This window comes from Paenibacillus albidus (genome assembly GCF_014644435.1).
Lineage (GTDB): Bacteria > Bacillota > Bacilli > Paenibacillales > Paenibacillaceae > Paenibacillus_AQ > Paenibacillus_AQ albidus.
This window is the reverse complement of the sequence record NZ_BMKR01000008.1, coordinates 91,157-107,225: the sequence shown is the minus strand read 5'-3', so window position 1 is coordinate 107,225 and position 16,069 is coordinate 91,157. Positions and strand designations below refer to the sequence as shown.

Here is a 16,069-nt window from a genome sequence, read left to right as displayed (position 1 = left end):
TAAACCTATGGATACGGAAAAAGATGATTCAACACGAGCCGACGGCTCGCACAAACCCCGAAGAGTTATTCTGCGCCCGCGGAGGGTGGATTATCCCCGGCGGGAAAGAAAACATGAAGAGGAATATGCGGCCGAAGTGAGCCCGCTCCCCGTCCATGTACGCCAAGCGGAGGCCCGTGAACAGGGAGAAGAAACGGCGCCCAGAGAAGGAGCAGTCGAGAATAGCCGATGGATGGGCTATCTTGGGCTGGGTTTCGGGATAGCCTCTTTGTTTATGTGGTCCGTGATTCTGGGGCCTGTTGCTGCCATACTTGGTTATTTTGCTTATACTAAAGGGCAAAAAACTGCTGGAGCTTGGGCCATGGGCCTGGGGATTGTGGCAACGCTCAGTTATTTTGTGATGATTCCTTTCGCACGTTAGCTTGCGTCAGTTTCAGGTTCCGGAAGTTCAAACAGGCTTCAAGACCTAATTATACGGGTCTGAAGTCTGTTTTTTCATACCACTGTATAGCATTCCCAATCATTTGATTGTAAACTTAAGGCATCTTTTTAATTTCAAATGATAAGTCATTCAAATATACAGAATCAACAGGAAGAAGGAATGTATCGGTATGCAAATCAATCCGGCGACGCTCAGTGGAACTGGGCAGCTGAAATGGGTAAATCTGAAGAGTCCGGCTGCTGTCAGCAATACAAGTACACCGGCACCGGGGACCTCTTCGGCTACCTTTAACGGGGCCCTGCAGGAGGCATCATCTTCCGCAGAGAACAAGATGGCTACTTTTACGAGTACTGCCTCCACGGAAGGACTGCTGTGGCAGCAATTGAGCGGCACGGATCCAGGGTACACAAGCATTGTGCCAGGAACCGGCATTTCCGGGGAAATAACCGAGACTGTGCCTACCGATTACGAAGAGCTGATTCAGACTGCTAGCGCCAAATATGGCGTGCCGGCGGATTTGATCAAAGCGGTGATTGATACGGAATCCTCCTTCAATCCGAGTGTCGTCTCTTCCGCCGGAGCCAAAGGGTTGATGCAGCTGATGGACGGAACGGCAAATGGGCTGGGAGTATCGGACCCCTTTGACCCTGCTCAAAGCATAGACGGAGGCGTCCGTTATTTATCCTATCAGCTGAAGCGGTTTGACGGGCAGGAGAAAATGGCGCTGGCTGCCTATAATGCCGGGCCTGGACGGGTGGCGAAGCTCGGGGTCAGCAACGATCAGGAGCTGATGGCCAAGCTTGAGGAGCTCCCGAAGGAGACCCAGTCCTATATCTTCAAAATTGAACGCGCCCGCGCCCAATACGCGGTATAATAATAAGGATCAAGCGGAAACACCCTTTACAGCCCTGTGGCTGGGGGAACCCGTTTGATCCTTTTTCAACGTTAGCAAAGGAGATAAACAACCTATGATTTATTGGGATTATGCCGCCGCCGCCCCACCTTATGATGAGGTCGTTCAGACTATGGAACAAATCATGAAGCTTCATTACGCCAATCCTTCTTCCATGCATCGTGCAGGGCTTGAGGCAGGCAGGCTGATCAGCCGCTCGCGCGAAGTATGCGCCGCAGCACTGTCCGTACAGCCGGAGGAGATTGTATTTACCTCCGGAGCTACAGAGAGCAACAATCTGGCGATAAAAGGCGCTGCCCTGCAATACCAGGGAAGAGGCCGCCATATTATAACTACGGAATTGGAGCATCCTTCTGTATATGAGAGCTGTGTACAGCTGCAGAAGTTGGGTTTTGAGGTGACTTTTATCGCCCCGGAGAGCAGTGGGGTCATTGACCCGTTCCGTATCGCGGAGGCTGTACGCCGGGATACTATATTGGTCAGCGTTATGCATGTCAACAATGAGGTCGGAACGGTTCAACCGGTTGGGGCAATCGGAACGGCGATCAAGGCCGTCAACCCGCGCACCTTGTTTCATGTGGACGGGGTTCAGGGTTACGGCAAGCTCCCCGTATCCCTGAAGGAGTGGGGCGCTGATTTATACAGCCTGTCCCCGCATAAAGTACGCGGACCGCGGGGCGTGGGCCTTCTGTATGTCAAGAAGGGTGTGGAGCTGTTCCCCTTGCTCACGGGAGGTTCGCATGAATCGGGACAACGCGCAGGGACGGAGAATGTGCCAGCCATTGTTGCCTCCGCCAAGGCGGTGCGGATGAGCGGGGAGCAGCGTGTGGAACTGTGCGGGCGGCTGCTGCCGCTCCGGAACCGGCTGCTTCATTTCTTGCGCGGCATCCCTGAGTTTGTAGTCAACAGCAATGAGGAGGGAGCCCCTCACATTGTGCATTTCTCGTATCCGGGCATGAAGGGGGAAGTCATGGCCCGCAAGCTGGAAGAGCTGGGCATGATGGTATCTACCCGTTCCGCCTGCTCTTCACGCCTCGCCGAGCCGAGCCGGATCCTGCTGTCCATGGGCAGGGATATTCCGGCAGCCTTGGGAGGCATACGGATCAGCCTGGGGGACAGTCACACGGAAGCGGATGTTGCCGCATTGGAACAGGCTGTTGTTGCAGCTGTTAAAGCTTTAAAAGTTGCTGAAGGAGGCATGTAGCCCTAATGAGAACCCATGAGCCAGACGCCGTTGCCGGCAGAGGCACCAGTATAGAATACGCCGACATGCTGTTATTGCGTTTTGGAGAATTTACCTTGAAGGGGAAAAACCGGGCCCGGTTTGAAAAAACAGTGCTGCGCCATGTGAAAGAAATGATTAAGCCCTATCCCCGGGCAGTGCTTGGCAAAGAGTTCGGCCGTATTTATGTTCAATTAAACGGAGAACCGGCTGCTGAACTGGCTGGAGCTTTAAAAAATGTGTTCGGTATAGCTTCAATCAGTCCGGTGAAGGTGTCACAGTCGACGCTTGAGGATATTATCAGCGTCAGCCGCCGCCTGCTGGAGATTCTGAGCCCCGCTGAGGGTTCGACCTTTAAGGTGAATGTACGGCGGGTGTGGAAGGAATTCCCCCACGGCTCGATTGAAATGAACAAGCTGGTCTCCACTCCGCTGCTGCAAGGGTATCCGGGGCTTACCGTGGATATGAGATCCCCGCAGCTGGAGCTGAAGATTGAGATCCGCCACGACCACACTTATATTTTCTGCGAGAATATTGCCGGTGTGGGTGGGTTTCCGCTCGGCACCAACGGGAAAGCTATGCTGCTGTTGTCCGGCGGCATTGACAGTCCTGTGGCCGGCTGGTCTTCCATGCGCCGCGGACTGGAAGTGGAATGCGTCCACTTCTACAGTTACCCATATACAAGTGAGCTTGCCCGGCAGAAGGTTGTCGATCTTGCACGGGTACTGTCGCGTTATGCGGGGGTGATTAAGCTGCACCTGGTTCCTTTTACGGAGGTGCAGACGTCTTTTACCGGCCTCGGACAGGACAATCTGATGATTACACTGATGCGGCGGGCGATGTTAAAAATCGCTGCCAGGCTTGCCGAGCGGGAAGGGGCACTTGCACTGGTGACAGGGGAAAGCCTGGGACAAGTGGCAAGCCAGACACTGCCGAGCATGAATGTCATCGGCCGTGCAACCCAGCTTCCTTTGCTGCGCCCCCTGGTCATGATGGACAAGAGTGACATCGTGGAGCTGTCCAAGAAGATTGGCAGTTATGAGCTGTCGATCCTGCCGTACGAGGATTGCTGTACCCTGTTTGTGCCCAAATCACCTACAACGAACCCGAATCTGCGGATTGTAGACAAGATTGAAGCCACCCTGCCGGGTTATGAGGATCTTCTGGCAGCGGCAGTGGACCGCACGGAAACCGTACAAATTACTCCCTATGGCGGCGAAAAACCGGCAGATCTCGTTCCCGCTGAAGCCGGTATAAAGGAAGAGTGGTTCTGATCCAATATGCAGGACAAGACCAGAATATGTAGCCGCCAATAAAAAATGGGACAGGAAGCATAGCTTGTCGCCCCCGGACATACATGTAAGTAGACATGCTGTTCGGGGAGGTTGTAACTATGGATACGATGTTGCTGCTTGGGGAGATTCTAATGATCAATCTGGTGCTCAGCGGCGATAATGCAATGGTCATAGCGCTGGCAAGCAAAAATCTTCCGGAGAAGCACCGCAAGCTGGCGGTATGGTGGGGGGCTGCGGGAGCTGTCGGGCTGCGCTGCCTGCTGACGTTTGTCGCTGTATTTCTGCTGAAAATCCCCTACCTTCAGGCTGGTGGCGGACTTTTGCTGCTCTGGATTGCCTTTAAGCTGCTGCTGGAAGATGAAGAAGAAGTCAGGGTGCAGGAGGCGTCTACCGTCTGGAAGTCTATCCGCACCATCCTTGTGGCCGATTTTGTGATGAGCCTGGACAATGTGCTGGCCATTGCCGGGCTGGCCCAAGGGGATATGGCCCTGATTGTCATTGGGATCGCCTTGAGTATTCCTATTGTTGTCTGGGGAAGCGGTATTATCGTGGGCTGGCTGCACCGTTTTCCGCTGCTGGTTTTCATCGGTGCCTATATACTGGCCTATACGGCTGGCGATATGCTGCTGCAGGATGGTAAATTCGGCGCCATTCTGTCCTTCCTTCTGCCGTCGACTCATACTTGGCTGCCTCTTGCCCTGGGGCTGCTGGTGGTCGTGTCCGGCCTGTTCAAACGCCGTTCGCAGACAGTCCTATAAGCGGCAAGTGCTGAATAGCGGATGCCTCCCGAACCGGGATGGCATCCGTTTATTTGTGCATTATTCGGCAAAACTAAGACATGCTGTGCGGAAGTCCGGAAGAATCATGGTGTTTTATTGGGTTTTCAGATAAAATATATAAGAAAAAGGCATTAACTACTGAAGGGATGGGTGCAAGATGTCTTCCAAAAACGACGTGAAACTGGGCATATTCATAGCCGCTGCAGGCATCGTGATTTTATTCGGGAAGCTGGGCGTATTTGGATTTTTGGGACATGCCCTCTGGCCGCTTGTCCTTCTGCTTCCGGGCCTGTTCCTGCATGTACTGTTCTTCAGCAGACGTGCCTCAGCAGCTGTGCTGATTCCTGCCGGAATTCTGACGGTGTGGGGACTGGTGCTGGGAATCTGCAATGCCTGGGGCTGGGGGCTTATGCGGCCGATGTGGCCTTTGCTGCTGCTGGGGATCGCTGTTGGACTTTACGAATATTCGCTGTATGCTCCGGTACGGACAGGAGGCCTGTCCGCCTCGGCTATTATATTAGGGCTGCTAAGTCTTGTGTTATTTATATTTGGCTTGCTTGGTACCGGCTCACTTTACCTGTTAGGTGCTGTCCTGATTGCTTTGGGCTTATGGATGATCATCGGCAAAGGCAGATCGGGGAGCCGGAAGAAATGGAATCGGGGCTGGTAATTTGCCGAACCGGGAATTAGAAAAATTAAACAGGGGCACAGAGCGGTTTTTTTCATAAAAAGACTTGCTTTTCATAGTACTTTCACTATAATATTAAGGATATGTTGAAGCGTCGGCTTTCTGCCTGGCGCTTCTTTTGTGAGACTGCCGAGACATGCTATAAATTTAAACAGTTTTAATTTGATAAATGAGAGGATTTGGATACAAATCATGCATTCAAGAAAAGATATCCGCAACATTGCGATCATTGCCCACGTTGACCATGGCAAGACTACACTCGTCGATCAGCTTTTGCAGCAATCAGGCATTTTCAGCGCACACGAGACGCTTCAGGAACGCGCCATGGATTCCAATGATCTGGAGCGGGAACGCGGTATTACCATCCTAGCCAAAAACACAGCTATTACCTATAAAGAGTTCCTGATTAACATTGTGGATACACCGGGCCATGCCGACTTCGGCGGCGAAGTGGAACGGATCATGAAGATGGTTGACGGTGTACTTCTGGTGGTTGATGCCTATGAAGGCTGCATGCCGCAAACGAAATTCGTTCTGCGCAAAGCTCTGGAGCAGAATCTGACACCAATCGTTGTCGTGAACAAGATCGACCGTCCGGCTGCCCGTCCAAAAGAAGTTATTGATGAAGTGCTGGACCTGTTCATTGAGCTGGAAGCCAGTGACGAGCAATTGGAATTCCCGGTTGTTTATGCATCCGCACTTAACGGTACTTCCAGCATGAATACCGACAAACAGGATGACAACATGCTTGCCCTTTATGAAACCATCGTTGAACATATCCCGGCTCCAACAGAAAAAGTTGAAGAACCTCTTCAATTCCTGGTGACGCTGATGGACTATAACGAATACCTCGGCCGTATTGCCATTGGCCGCGTGAACCGCGGAATTATTAAGCAAGGCCAATCGGTTACGGTAATTATGCGCGATGGCAAAGCCAAAACGGCACGTATTGAGAAGCTGTTTGGCTTCCAAGGTCTGAAACGTGTAGAAACCGAAGAAGCAGGCGCAGGCGATATCGTGGCGATTGCCGGAATCAAGGACATCAACATCGGTGAGACCATCGCTGATCCTCAGCACCCGGAAGCACTGCCTGTTCTGAAAATTGATGAGCCTACTATGCAAATGACGTTCCTCGTAAACAACAGTCCGTTTGCAGGTAAAGAAGGCAAGTGGGTTACCTCCCGTAAGCTGCGTGAGCGTCTGTTCAAAGAGCTGGAGACCGATGTCAGCTTGCGTGTGGATGAAACGGACAGCCCGGATGCATTTATCGTTTCCGGACGTGGTGAGCTTCACCTGGGTATCCTGATTGAGAACATGCGCCGTGAAGGGTATGAAATGCAGGTATCCAAACCGGAAGTTATCGTTAAGGAAGTTGACGGGCACAAAATGGAGCCGCTGGAACGTCTGATGATTGACGTGCCGGAAGAAAGCATGGGCGCTGTTATGGAGAGCCTGGGCAGCCGCAAGGCGGAGATGGTCAACATGATCAACACCGGTACCGGCCAAGTTCGCCTGGAGTTCCTGATTCCAGCCCGCGGCCTGATCGGTTACAACACACATTTCCTTACCCTTACACGCGGTTATGGCGTTATGAACCATGCCTTCGACAGCTATGCACCACTGATTGGCGGTCAGGTTGGCGGACGTCACCAAGGCGTACTGGTGTCCAGTGAGACAGGAACCACTACCTTCTATGGCATGATGGGGGTAGAAGACCGGGGGATTCTTTTCCTTGAGCCGGGAACTGACATTTACGAAGGTATGATCGTAGGTGAGCATACCCGCGATAACGATATTATCGTCAACATTTGTAAAGAGAAGGCACTGACCAACGTGCGTTCCGCTACAAAAGACGAAACAGTAAAAATGAAAACTCCGCGCATGTTCTCTTTGGAAGGTGCCCTGGAGTACCTGAATGATGACGAATATTGTGAAATCACGCCTAAATCAGTTCGTCTTCGCAAGAAGATTCTGAACAAAGGCGAGCGCGAACGTGTAGAGAAACAGCGTAAAGCAGCGAAAGCTGGCATGTAAGGAATACGCGATCCCCAAGCCGCCGGAATTCATCCGGCGGTTTTATTTATTGTTTATGTGGATATCTTGGAAGCGTCAGATGAAATAGGCGGTGCAGGAGGATTGGGTTCCATCAGGGGAGTGAAGCGGACAGAGAAGGCCCTATTTTGCGAAAAAGTCTGCTTTCCTGGCGAATTCGGACTCAGGAGCCGTTATATTGTTCGATTGAGCCTAGAATGAAGGGAGATAGGACAATTAGCGGAATCTCTGTCCGATTATCCTGCTGAACAGACGAATCCTCTCCAATCAACGGATTTCCTGTCCGCATCAGCCGCGGATAGATCGTGAAGGGACCTCATCGTGTCCGCAGAGGGACCCACGCAAAACCGCACGGTCAACAATGCATGTCTTAACCACGCTATAGGGGCGAGAGTTGTGCAAGTTGTACAACAATGTGAGTTCTAAGCAAGCCAAATGACGATAATCTTGCCTATTGTACAATAATCCGGGCCTAGTTAAACTCCGGGTTGTTATTCACCCGCCAGTGGTGATTTTGTTTTTTGCGGTCTTTTGAGTTTAAAGTAATTGTGAGGTGAAAAGGTACGTCTGATGGTATAATGTAAGCGTATCTTAAACTTTGGAGGGAGTTGTACTTCATCTATGCAGAGCTGGTTCGCTGAGCATCCTGTGATTGCTTATATCGTTATCTTTGTATTGTTGACTTATGTCTATAACAAGGTCTTCCGGGTCAACCAAAAGCTCCCCGTCGGCAAAGAAATTGTACTGTATATTATGATGGCGATCGGTTCCGGCATGCTGCTGATCTTTCAGCACGACAAGCTGCCGATTATCCAGTGCCTGCTGGTGGCTGTGGGTCTGATGCTTCTTGTACGGGTCCGTTATTTTATGGAAGCCCGGCAGAGAAGGAAGGCGGCGGCTGCGGCGAAGCGGCAGTAATTCCGCAACTTTTTACCCCAAAGCTCGTCTATTTAAGTATGAACCAGCAGAATTTCAATTGAAATGAAAAGGACTTTATTCCATTATGAGCACACGCAACAATAGCAGTTTACCTCCCAGAAACGGGCAGCGGGCCGCTCAGAAGCAACCCGCCAAGGCAGCACCCAGAAAGAAATTAGGTAAAAAAACCAAGCCAAGGGGTTTCTTTGCCAAGATGGCAAGATCACTTCTGCTCCTCTTGATTGTCGCTATCCTTGGAGTGTTGGGCTACGGGGGTTATCTATACTGGAAGCTGGATCAGGGCCTGCTGGATACCGGTGTGGACAAACCCGTCCCTGCAGGACAATCAGCTACTGTCAAACCGCTGACCATGCTGCTGCTGGGAACGGACAGCCGGCCGAAGCATGTATCCTATCTTACGGATGTGATTATGGTCGCTGCACTCAACCCGGAGACCAAATCCGCCACGGTGGTTTCGCTCCCGCGCGATACCTATGTTGAGCTCAGCGGGTACAAGAAGACGAAGATCAATGAGTTCTATTCACGTTTCAAGGGGAAAGAGAAGACCTCCGGCATTACGGCCGAAGAAGAGATGAAGACTATGATGGGCAAATATCTGGACATCGAGGTAGATTACGCGACGGTTCTGGATTTCCAGGGCTTCCGTGACGTTGTGGACAAGCTGGGCGGCGTCGATGTAAATGTCAGTGCGGATATGTGCTACAAGGACAGCGTGGATGGCACCAATATCAATCTCAAGCAGGGTCCTGCGGAGCTGGACGGGGACAAGGCGCTGGATTATGTGCGGTACCGTAAATCCAATTGCAAGCCCAAGACCAAGGCTTCGGATGATTTTGACCGCAATAAACGCCAGAATGAAGTGCTGAACTCCATGCTCAGCCAAATGCAGTCCTTCGGCGGAGCGGTGAAGATTGGCGGGGTGCTGGACGCTATGAATGACAACATGAGGACGGATATCGAGAACGAGCAGCTGAAAGACATGATTGCGACCTACTGGAATATTTCCAAGGAAAATGTGGAATTTAAGCCGGTAACCGGAACATGGCGCAGCCCGTATGTATATATTAACGAAACAGAGCTTGCAGAGGCGAGAACAAGCCTTCAGAACCGCATAGCCGGGATTTCGGGCGCCGCTACAGCAGATTCTCAAAATTGAATGCAAGTTTCATCCTGTGCTATAATATACTAAATTGAATGTACTAATGCCGCATAGGGGGCCTGTACTTATGTCCGAAGCTCTAGCTCAACTCAATGAAACCTTGCTGTCGATGCTGCAATCGGAAACGTTTGTTCTTCTAAGCACAGTTGATGCAGAATCTGGTGGTCCTACTTCCACGGCAATCTCCTGGATTTATGCGGTGAGTCCTTCCCTGATCCGCCTGACGGTTGACCATCGCTCCAGACTGGTGAACAATATGAAAGTCAATCCGCTGATCACCATCACTGTGTTTGGTGAGGGTACGGTTCATGCTATTAACGGACGTGCTGCCGTAAGGCAGGATCCGCTGCAGGATGTTCCTTTCAAAATGTGCTGTTTTGATGTTGAAATTGAAGCGGTGCGCAACGCGCTTTTTTACGGTGCGCAGCTTGCCTCCGCCCCGCGATATGCAATAACTTATGATGGACGTGCAGCTGAGAAGCTGGACGGACAAGTGTTTGCCGCCATGCAAAAAGCCTAGTGAGTTTATCACTGGGCTTTTTTTGTCACCTTAGGTTTGTTGAAGCGACTGTCCATTTATTGTCCGTTGCCGTTACCTTGCGGCTGGGTATCCTCCGGGAACTGCGGCATAATCCGGCCGATAATATCGGCCATCTCGGCGGCAAAGCCGGATACCGGATTCCCATTGGAGACGTGGCGGCTCATATCGGCAAGTCTGCCGGAGAGGTCCATATCCGCTGTGACCAGGGCATTGATCTTTCTTGGGTCTTTGCGGACGGCCTCGGCGACGGAATATTTGATAGTTCCAACGCGTGAGCGGTCCAGGGCTTCATTCACATCAATGCCAATGATGGCGGTGTTGCCCATAACTACGCAGTGTGCGCCTTTTACACCGGGTACCCTTTTGGCCAACTGCTCCAAATGATCTTTAAGTGCAACCTCGCTGGTGTTGTTTCCGTCCAAGGATTGTCCATCCGCCCTTGCGGTCTCCGGCAAAGTTGTTCCATTCGGATCATCAGCAAGCTGTTGTACCCCGTGATTCCCTTGATGGTTCTGTGCAGTTTGTGATGCTGGTTTATCCTGAGGAGAGGGTGATGTCTCTTTACTAACGATACCGCAGCTTGTCAGCAGCAGCAGTACCAGCAACAGACACATTGATTTTCTCATATGTGCTTACTCCTTTCTGCCAAGATCGATTCTTTCGTATAGGTTTTCCCGTGGTGGAAGGAGTTATGTATGACCAATCAAACCAGGCGCTGTGGAGGGGATAACATGAACAAGATATTTGTGCTGGATACCAACGTGCTTTTGCACGACCCCAATTCGATTTTTGCTTTTAAGGAGCATGAAGTTATCATTCCGGCCGTCGTGCTGGAGGAAATTGACTCCAAAAAGCGTAATGCCGATGAAATCGGCCGCAACGCCCGCACCGTGTCCCGCCTGTTAGACGGACTCCGGGAACTGGGCCATCTGCACAGCGGAGTGGAACTGGAACAAGGAGGCAAGCTGAAGGTTGAGCTGAATCACCGTAGCTTTGTGAAGGTACAGGAAATGTTCGGGGAGATTTCCAACGACAACCGGATTTTGGCTGTTGCCCTTAATTATCTGCATGAGGAGAATGAGAAGGCCGAACCCCGGCCCGTGGTACTCGTAAGTAAAGATGTGCTCGTCCGCATCAAAGCGGATGTCCTTGGCATTACACCGGAAGATTATCTATCCGACCGGACCGGAGATTTGAATGAGCTGTACAACGGCTATCAGTCTTTACTGGTTCATCCTTCGTTAATTGATGAATATTACAGCCACCGCTCCTTGTCGGTTAAACAGCTGTCCTTGTCCTATGTGCTGTATCCCCATGAATTTGTAATCCTCAAGGATGAGATTGGCAGTGGGAAATCGGCTTTGCTCAAGGTGAACAGTGATGCTACACGCCTCGAACCGTTATATATGGGCAATGATGCAGTGTGGGGAATCAGTGCCCGCAATGCCCAGCAACGGATGGCGCTTGAATTGCTCCTGAATGATGATATCCCGCTTGTCACCATTACCGGCAAAGCGGGAACGGGCAAGACCCTGCTTGCACTGGCTGCCGGATTATTCAAGGTGGAAGACGAACACAAATACAAGAAGCTGTTGATTGCCCGCCCTGTGGTGCCGATGGGCAAAGATATCGGCTACCTGCCCGGCGAGAAGGAAGAGAAACTCCGTCCATGGATGCAGCCGATCTATGATAATCTGGAATTTCTGTTCGACACCAAGAAATCCGGTGATATCGATAAAATCCTGATGGGCCTCGGCAGTATTCAGGTAGAGGCACTGACGTATATCCGGGGGCGTTCCATCCCGTCTCAGTTCATCATCATCGACGAGGCCCAGAACCTTTCCCGGCATGAGGTGAAGACCATTGTCTCCCGGGCAGGCGAAGGCAGCAAGGTCATTCTTATGGGCGACCCGGAGCAAATTGACCATCCCTATCTGGATGCCGCGAGCAACGGCCTTAGCTATATCGTCGAGAAATTCAAGCAGCAGGGCATCAGCGGCCATATCACGCTGGAGAAAGGCGAGCGTTCCCGTCTGGCCCAGCTGGCGGCGGATCTGCTGTAATCCATCAGCTTTAATCTCAAGGGGCTGACCCAAAATCATGAAATGGCTGCTTGGGTCAGCGCTTGTTGTTTTTGAGTAGCATATACGTGGGCACTTGGGGAGGGCGCTCCACGAACGGACCGTTGTTCCAATCGCTGTGCTCTCCAGATTTTTTTCATTCCCTTTAGCGGTGAAAATCCGGAGACCAAGGCGACCGCTGCCGCTTTTCCACAATCAGTCCGTTCTCTCCGCTGCTTTAAGCGGGAACAGTTTCTTAAAAACGCAAAAAAAGAAATCGCTCTTTTGGTAAAATGGAGGTACCACCACCCATTTCAAAAGGAGCGATTTCTTTGTACATTTAATATACCCTGGCCAACTTTTGTTTGCCAATGGTTCTGGAAGAAGACATCCAAGGACATCACCTCGTTCGTGTTGTTAACTCAGCCGTGAATCGGTTTGACGACGCCACCTTTGACGCTACCTATCCTGGCGGTGGCCGCGACAGCTACTACCCTAAAATGCTTACTAAAGTCACCATCTATGCCTTACAGCCACATATGGAGATGGACGTACCCAGCCGGACAAAACGCTGCATTTCCGCAAAGAAAGCAAGAGAATTTTGGAAACGTCATGCAGCCCAAGTTGCGAAGGTTGCCCACTGAAGAAACGTTGTACAAAAGCGGCAGGAAATCATCGGGAAGTGGTCGTCAGTTTGGAACGATTACATGTACCAGAATCCGGGAAAACGTGCTGAAGCAAGTCCCAGTAGACCAAAAACGCAAAGTAGCGCTTCTCCAATGACAGGAGAAGCGCTACTTTGCTCACTTTTTTGTTTTTTAAAATGAAGAAGAGCTGTCTCTGGTCGTAGAAAAACTCCTTATGGGACAGCTCCTTTTTTGCCTGCCCGCACAGGGAGCGGTAAGCTGAAGGATCAGGCGGATGACGCCATGGAAAGAAAGTTTGGTACTGGAGAAGCGCAGCGTTCGCCTTTATCCTCGGATTTCAACCGTTGCAGCGGTATTCAATCAGGAAATCTGAGGATAACAGCGATCGGAAGTCCAAATCTTTCTCAGAATGGCACTGAAATCACCAGAAGGTTCATCTGTGCGACGCTCTCCCCTTATAATAGAAAGAGAACGTTTTCACAAAGTGCAGACAAGGGCTGATGGGTCTGGTAAAATAGGGGGGACGAACCTGTTCGGAAGGAGTACAACATGCTGAGACGCAAAAACTATTGGCTGCTCTTCGCTATTATCCTGCTGTCGTTGACCAGTCTGTCACCCAGCATGGAACTGAATACCGGGGATGGTCCGCATGAGGTGAAGAAGCCCCAGAACCAGAATACCGACTCTTCGGCGGGAGAGAAAGGGACGGTTGACAGCTTGCGCATTTCCGTCTCGCTTAATCCCGAAGAATTTCAGGAACTGGAGCGGATTAGCGCAACTTATTCCTTGTCCAGCGGTGTGAAGGTAGAACTGATCAATGTTAGCAGCGAGGATGCGGAACGGACCCTGAAGCAGGATCTCACACTCGGAAACAGCCCGGATATTGTCATGACGGATGGCAGGAGTATTTTGGATCTGGCAACAAGGGGTTTTTTGCTGCCGGTGGATGTGTACCAGAGTATACCCGGCAGTGCACCTTTAACCGGTTTGATACCGCTGATGCAGTGGAATGGATATGATTGGGGGGTTCCGCTGGATATTGACCCGTATGTCATGGTCTATTCTCCCCAGCGGCTGAAAGAGCTTGGGTTCAATGGAGTGCCGCGGAACCTGGAGGAATGGAATACCCTGCTCCAGAATGTACATAAAGAACAGGGGACCTCGCTGCTGGCACTGGATACCCGCAATCCTTACGGGTTAGCCGCGGTGCTGGAGAGTATGGGCGGCAGTCTCTTGAAAGCCAATCCGGAATGGCTGGACTGGATCCAGCTGGGCCGCAGTTCCTTTTACTTGACCAGCCGCTACAATCAGGAGGTATGGGACAGGCTTCAAGGAGGCCGGATAGCAGTTGCCGTGCTGCCGCTTTCGGAATGGCAGAAACACGGCAATAGCTCTCTGGCTGCCGAAGCCCTGCTGCAGGCGGGGCAGGGAGCAGGGCTGGAATCGATATACAGCCGTTCCTTTGCACTGCCGGCACAATCCCGCAACCCCGAAGCTGCTGTAGAATGGCTGGCTTATATCACCTCGCTTTCCTCCCAGCAGGCTTGGCTGGATAACACCGGCAGGTTGCCGGCGCTGGATGAGCTGTACCGTATGAATCAGCCGGCATTTACACAGCTTCCTTTTGACACCGGACTGTTGCTCTCCGAAGAGGCTGCCCCCGTGAGTGAATCGCAAGGCAGCTGGAGCAGAGTCACCGAAGCGGTCTTGCTCCTGCTTACCGGAAAGCTGGATACAGCAGCTTACATGAATCAGGTGAGGCAGGCTTCAGAATGAGAGGGAGAGCTTAACAAAAAGCACACCGTCATTGCTATTTACCTCGGTGGCCCGCAGGAAGGAAACGATTTTTTCCGGATAGAAGCCCAGATCGAATTCTTCCTCCAGGGCAAGGCGTGTGGATTCCGGCAGCTCCAGGCCATTAAAGACGATATGGTCCACATGGAACATCAGCCCGTTAACCGGTTCGTTCTGAATGGTGTAACGGCCGGTTAATGTTAAAGTCAATTGGCCGCTGGTTCCCGAAGCCGATACCGCTCCATCCTCGAAATGAAAGGCGAAATCCTCGAATAATTGGTTCTGAGACACCAGAAACTCGTTCAAATCCTCTTCCTTCAGGTTCAAATTATAGGTCATTCCTTCACGGCTGAGCACGCCATCGCGGTTCTGCACGAACTCAGGCAGTTTGTTCATCGCGGAAGACAACGCCTTGAAATAGGTTTTGACCTCATGCAGGCCGATATTCTCCCAATATAAAGTGAATTCCTTCAATAGAGCACTCATATTATCCGGATCAGCGCTGTTCCTGACTCCGCTCTCGATCTCCTGATTCAGCTCCGCAACCCGAATCTTCTGCGCTTCAAGGGATGTTTTTAGTTCAGCCAGCTCCCGGGATGTGCGCTCGGCGGAAGTCAGCGTGGTTTGCATATCCTTATATTGCTTCTCATACTGGGAGAGGATGTCCCGGTCGCGTCCAATAATGATTTCATAATAATCGAACAGCATGAGGACCCGGCTGATGCTTTTGGCCGACAGAAAAGCAGCGAGCAGACCGTCCCTGTCTCCCATATAATAAGAACGGACAACGGCTCCGGCACGCTCCTGCTTGTCCGCAATCGCAAGTTTCTTCTCCGCAGCTTCTTCCGTAAGCTTGCTTACCTTTTGCTCCAGAACCTTCTGCTCGGCTGTAATCCTGGTAATCTCGCGTTCAATTTCTGCAGAGGACAGGGTCTGTTCAAGCAGCTTGCGGGTTGCTTCATCTCCTTGAACGGGGAGTGGCGGAGCATAGGAGCCTGCCGGATCGGCGGAAGTCAGCAGGTTCATGGATGATACCGGCAGCAGGGTACAGCAGAATAAAATGAGTATGGCTGCCCTCATACGGCTATGAAAAGGACGGGAAAGCACCACACCACCACCTTCGTTATGATCTTTTGGCCAGTATGTATTCATAATATGTCTAGCTTTGTTAAAATATCATACCCTTTTTTGAGGTAGAGGCCTACAAAAAGACATGCAAAAAAACGGAATTGCTCCTTTCTGCAAGGAACAGCTTCCGTTTCATGAGAGAATTGCTTTTACAGCGGCAGACCCATTTCAAAAATCGTCCAGTAGCTGAATCCGGTGAAACTTACAATCATATATCCCCAGAAGAGGAGGATATAGGTCTTTTCGGTAAATTTCATATACCCGAGAATGACAAAGAAAGCAGTTTGCAAGAAGAACAGCAGAGCCATTTCGGTCAAATCTCCGGCAAAGGCCATTAAGCCAATGACCAGTGTGAAGAAACCCAATACCCGAAACATTCGGTCCACGCGAAAACCTCCCTCACCTTTATG

General features: G+C 51.2%; 16 protein-coding genes and 1 pseudogene. 14 read left to right on the top strand and 3 right to left on the bottom strand.

The genetic code is table 11. The features are described 5' to 3' along the window. Nucleotides 1-7 precede the first annotated feature (7 nt). The 10 genes from IEY53_RS11705 to IEY53_RS11660 all read left to right on the top strand — a co-directional run bounded on the left by IEY53_RS11705 (nucleotide 8) and on the right by IEY53_RS11660 (nucleotide 10,009). Nucleotides 8-421, top strand: coding sequence for a DUF5353 domain-containing protein (locus IEY53_RS11705; protein WP_229696093.1), 414 nt, complete (start codon nucleotides 8-10; stop codon nucleotides 419-421). 190 nt (nucleotides 422-611) lie between these two features. Further along, nucleotides 612-1,316: a lytic transglycosylase domain-containing protein gene (locus IEY53_RS11700; protein WP_189025058.1), complete on the top strand. Its 705-nt coding sequence runs from the start codon at nucleotides 612-614 to the stop codon at nucleotides 1,314-1,316. Between the two features lie 94 nt (nucleotides 1,317-1,410). Beyond that, nucleotides 1,411-2,559, top strand: a complete 1,149-nt coding sequence (locus tag IEY53_RS11695) for a cysteine desulfurase family protein (RefSeq protein ID WP_189025056.1) — start codon at nucleotides 1,411-1,413, stop codon at nucleotides 2,557-2,559. 5 nt (nucleotides 2,560-2,564) lie between these two features. Next, on the top strand, nucleotides 2,565-3,851 hold the full coding sequence (thiI, locus tag IEY53_RS11690) for a tRNA uracil 4-sulfurtransferase ThiI (RefSeq protein WP_189025054.1): 1,287 nt from the start codon (nucleotides 2,565-2,567) through the stop codon (nucleotides 3,849-3,851). Nucleotides 3,852-3,970: 119 nt separating this feature from the next. Beyond that, nucleotides 3,971-4,630, top strand: a complete 660-nt coding sequence (locus IEY53_RS11685; protein ID WP_189025052.1) for a TerC family protein — start codon at nucleotides 3,971-3,973, stop codon at nucleotides 4,628-4,630. Nucleotides 4,631-4,808: 178 nt separating this feature from the next. Continuing rightward, nucleotides 4,809-5,321, top strand: a complete 513-nt coding sequence (locus tag IEY53_RS11680; RefSeq protein WP_189025050.1) for a hypothetical protein — start codon at nucleotides 4,809-4,811, stop codon at nucleotides 5,319-5,321. 210 nt (nucleotides 5,322-5,531) lie between these two features. Continuing rightward, nucleotides 5,532-7,373 carry a translational GTPase TypA gene (gene typA, locus IEY53_RS11675; protein ID WP_189025048.1) on the top strand — a complete coding sequence of 614 codons (1,842 nt, stop codon included), beginning with the start codon at nucleotides 5,532-5,534 and terminating at the stop codon, nucleotides 7,371-7,373. Nucleotides 7,374-8,012: 639 nt separating this feature from the next. Beyond that, nucleotides 8,013-8,309: a YlaH-like family protein gene (locus IEY53_RS11670; RefSeq protein ID WP_189025046.1), complete on the top strand. Its 297-nt coding sequence runs from the start codon at nucleotides 8,013-8,015 to the stop codon at nucleotides 8,307-8,309. An 85-nt stretch (nucleotides 8,310-8,394) separates the two neighbouring features. Next, nucleotides 8,395-9,486, top strand: coding sequence for an LCP family protein (locus IEY53_RS11665; RefSeq protein ID WP_189025044.1), 1,092 nt, complete (start codon nucleotides 8,395-8,397; stop codon nucleotides 9,484-9,486). A 70-nt stretch (nucleotides 9,487-9,556) separates the two neighbouring features. Next, nucleotides 9,557-10,009: a pyridoxamine 5'-phosphate oxidase family protein gene (locus IEY53_RS11660; protein ID WP_189025043.1), complete on the top strand. Its 453-nt coding sequence runs from the start codon at nucleotides 9,557-9,559 to the stop codon at nucleotides 10,007-10,009. Between the two features lie 56 nt (nucleotides 10,010-10,065). Here the strand turns inward: IEY53_RS11660 and IEY53_RS11655 are convergent, their stop codons facing one another. Beyond that, nucleotides 10,066-10,656: a YhcN/YlaJ family sporulation lipoprotein gene (locus IEY53_RS11655; RefSeq protein ID WP_189025042.1), complete on the bottom strand. Its 591-nt coding sequence runs from the start codon at nucleotides 10,654-10,656 to the stop codon at nucleotides 10,066-10,068. A 105-nt stretch (nucleotides 10,657-10,761) separates the two neighbouring features. Here IEY53_RS11655 and IEY53_RS11650 point away from each other — a divergent pair, with 105 nt between their 5' ends. From IEY53_RS11650 to IEY53_RS11635, 4 genes and pseudogenes are all read left to right on the top strand, one after another. Next, the gene (locus IEY53_RS11650) at nucleotides 10,762-12,093 is read left to right on the top strand and encodes a PhoH family protein (protein ID WP_189025041.1); all 1,332 of its coding nucleotides are present in this window, start codon (nucleotides 10,762-10,764) and stop codon (nucleotides 12,091-12,093) included. 368 nt (nucleotides 12,094-12,461) lie between these two features. After that, nucleotides 12,462-12,617 (top strand): annotated as a pseudogene (locus IEY53_RS36285) (transposase); the annotation flags it as partial. A 402-nt stretch (nucleotides 12,618-13,019) separates the two neighbouring features. Then, nucleotides 13,020-13,238, top strand: coding sequence for a hypothetical protein (locus IEY53_RS11640; protein WP_189025040.1), 219 nt, complete (start codon nucleotides 13,020-13,022; stop codon nucleotides 13,236-13,238). Between the two features lie 48 nt (nucleotides 13,239-13,286). After that, complete coding sequence (locus tag IEY53_RS11635) at nucleotides 13,287-14,513, top strand: extracellular solute-binding protein (RefSeq protein WP_189025039.1); 1,227 nt, start codon at nucleotides 13,287-13,289, stop codon at nucleotides 14,511-14,513. Here IEY53_RS11635 and IEY53_RS11630 read toward each other — a convergent pair. Both IEY53_RS11630 and IEY53_RS11625 read right to left on the bottom strand, forming a co-directional pair. Continuing rightward, nucleotides 14,505-15,683 (bottom strand): coiled-coil domain-containing protein, encoded by a 1,179-nt coding sequence (locus tag IEY53_RS11630; RefSeq protein ID WP_229696091.1) that lies wholly within the window; start codon nucleotides 15,681-15,683, stop codon nucleotides 14,505-14,507. The genes IEY53_RS11635 and IEY53_RS11630 overlap by 9 nt on opposite strands. A 125-nt stretch (nucleotides 15,684-15,808) precedes the next feature. Then, nucleotides 15,809-16,045, bottom strand: coding sequence for a DUF2626 domain-containing protein (locus tag IEY53_RS11625; RefSeq protein WP_189025038.1), 237 nt, complete (start codon nucleotides 16,043-16,045; stop codon nucleotides 15,809-15,811). Nucleotides 16,046-16,069: the final 24 nt, after the last annotated feature.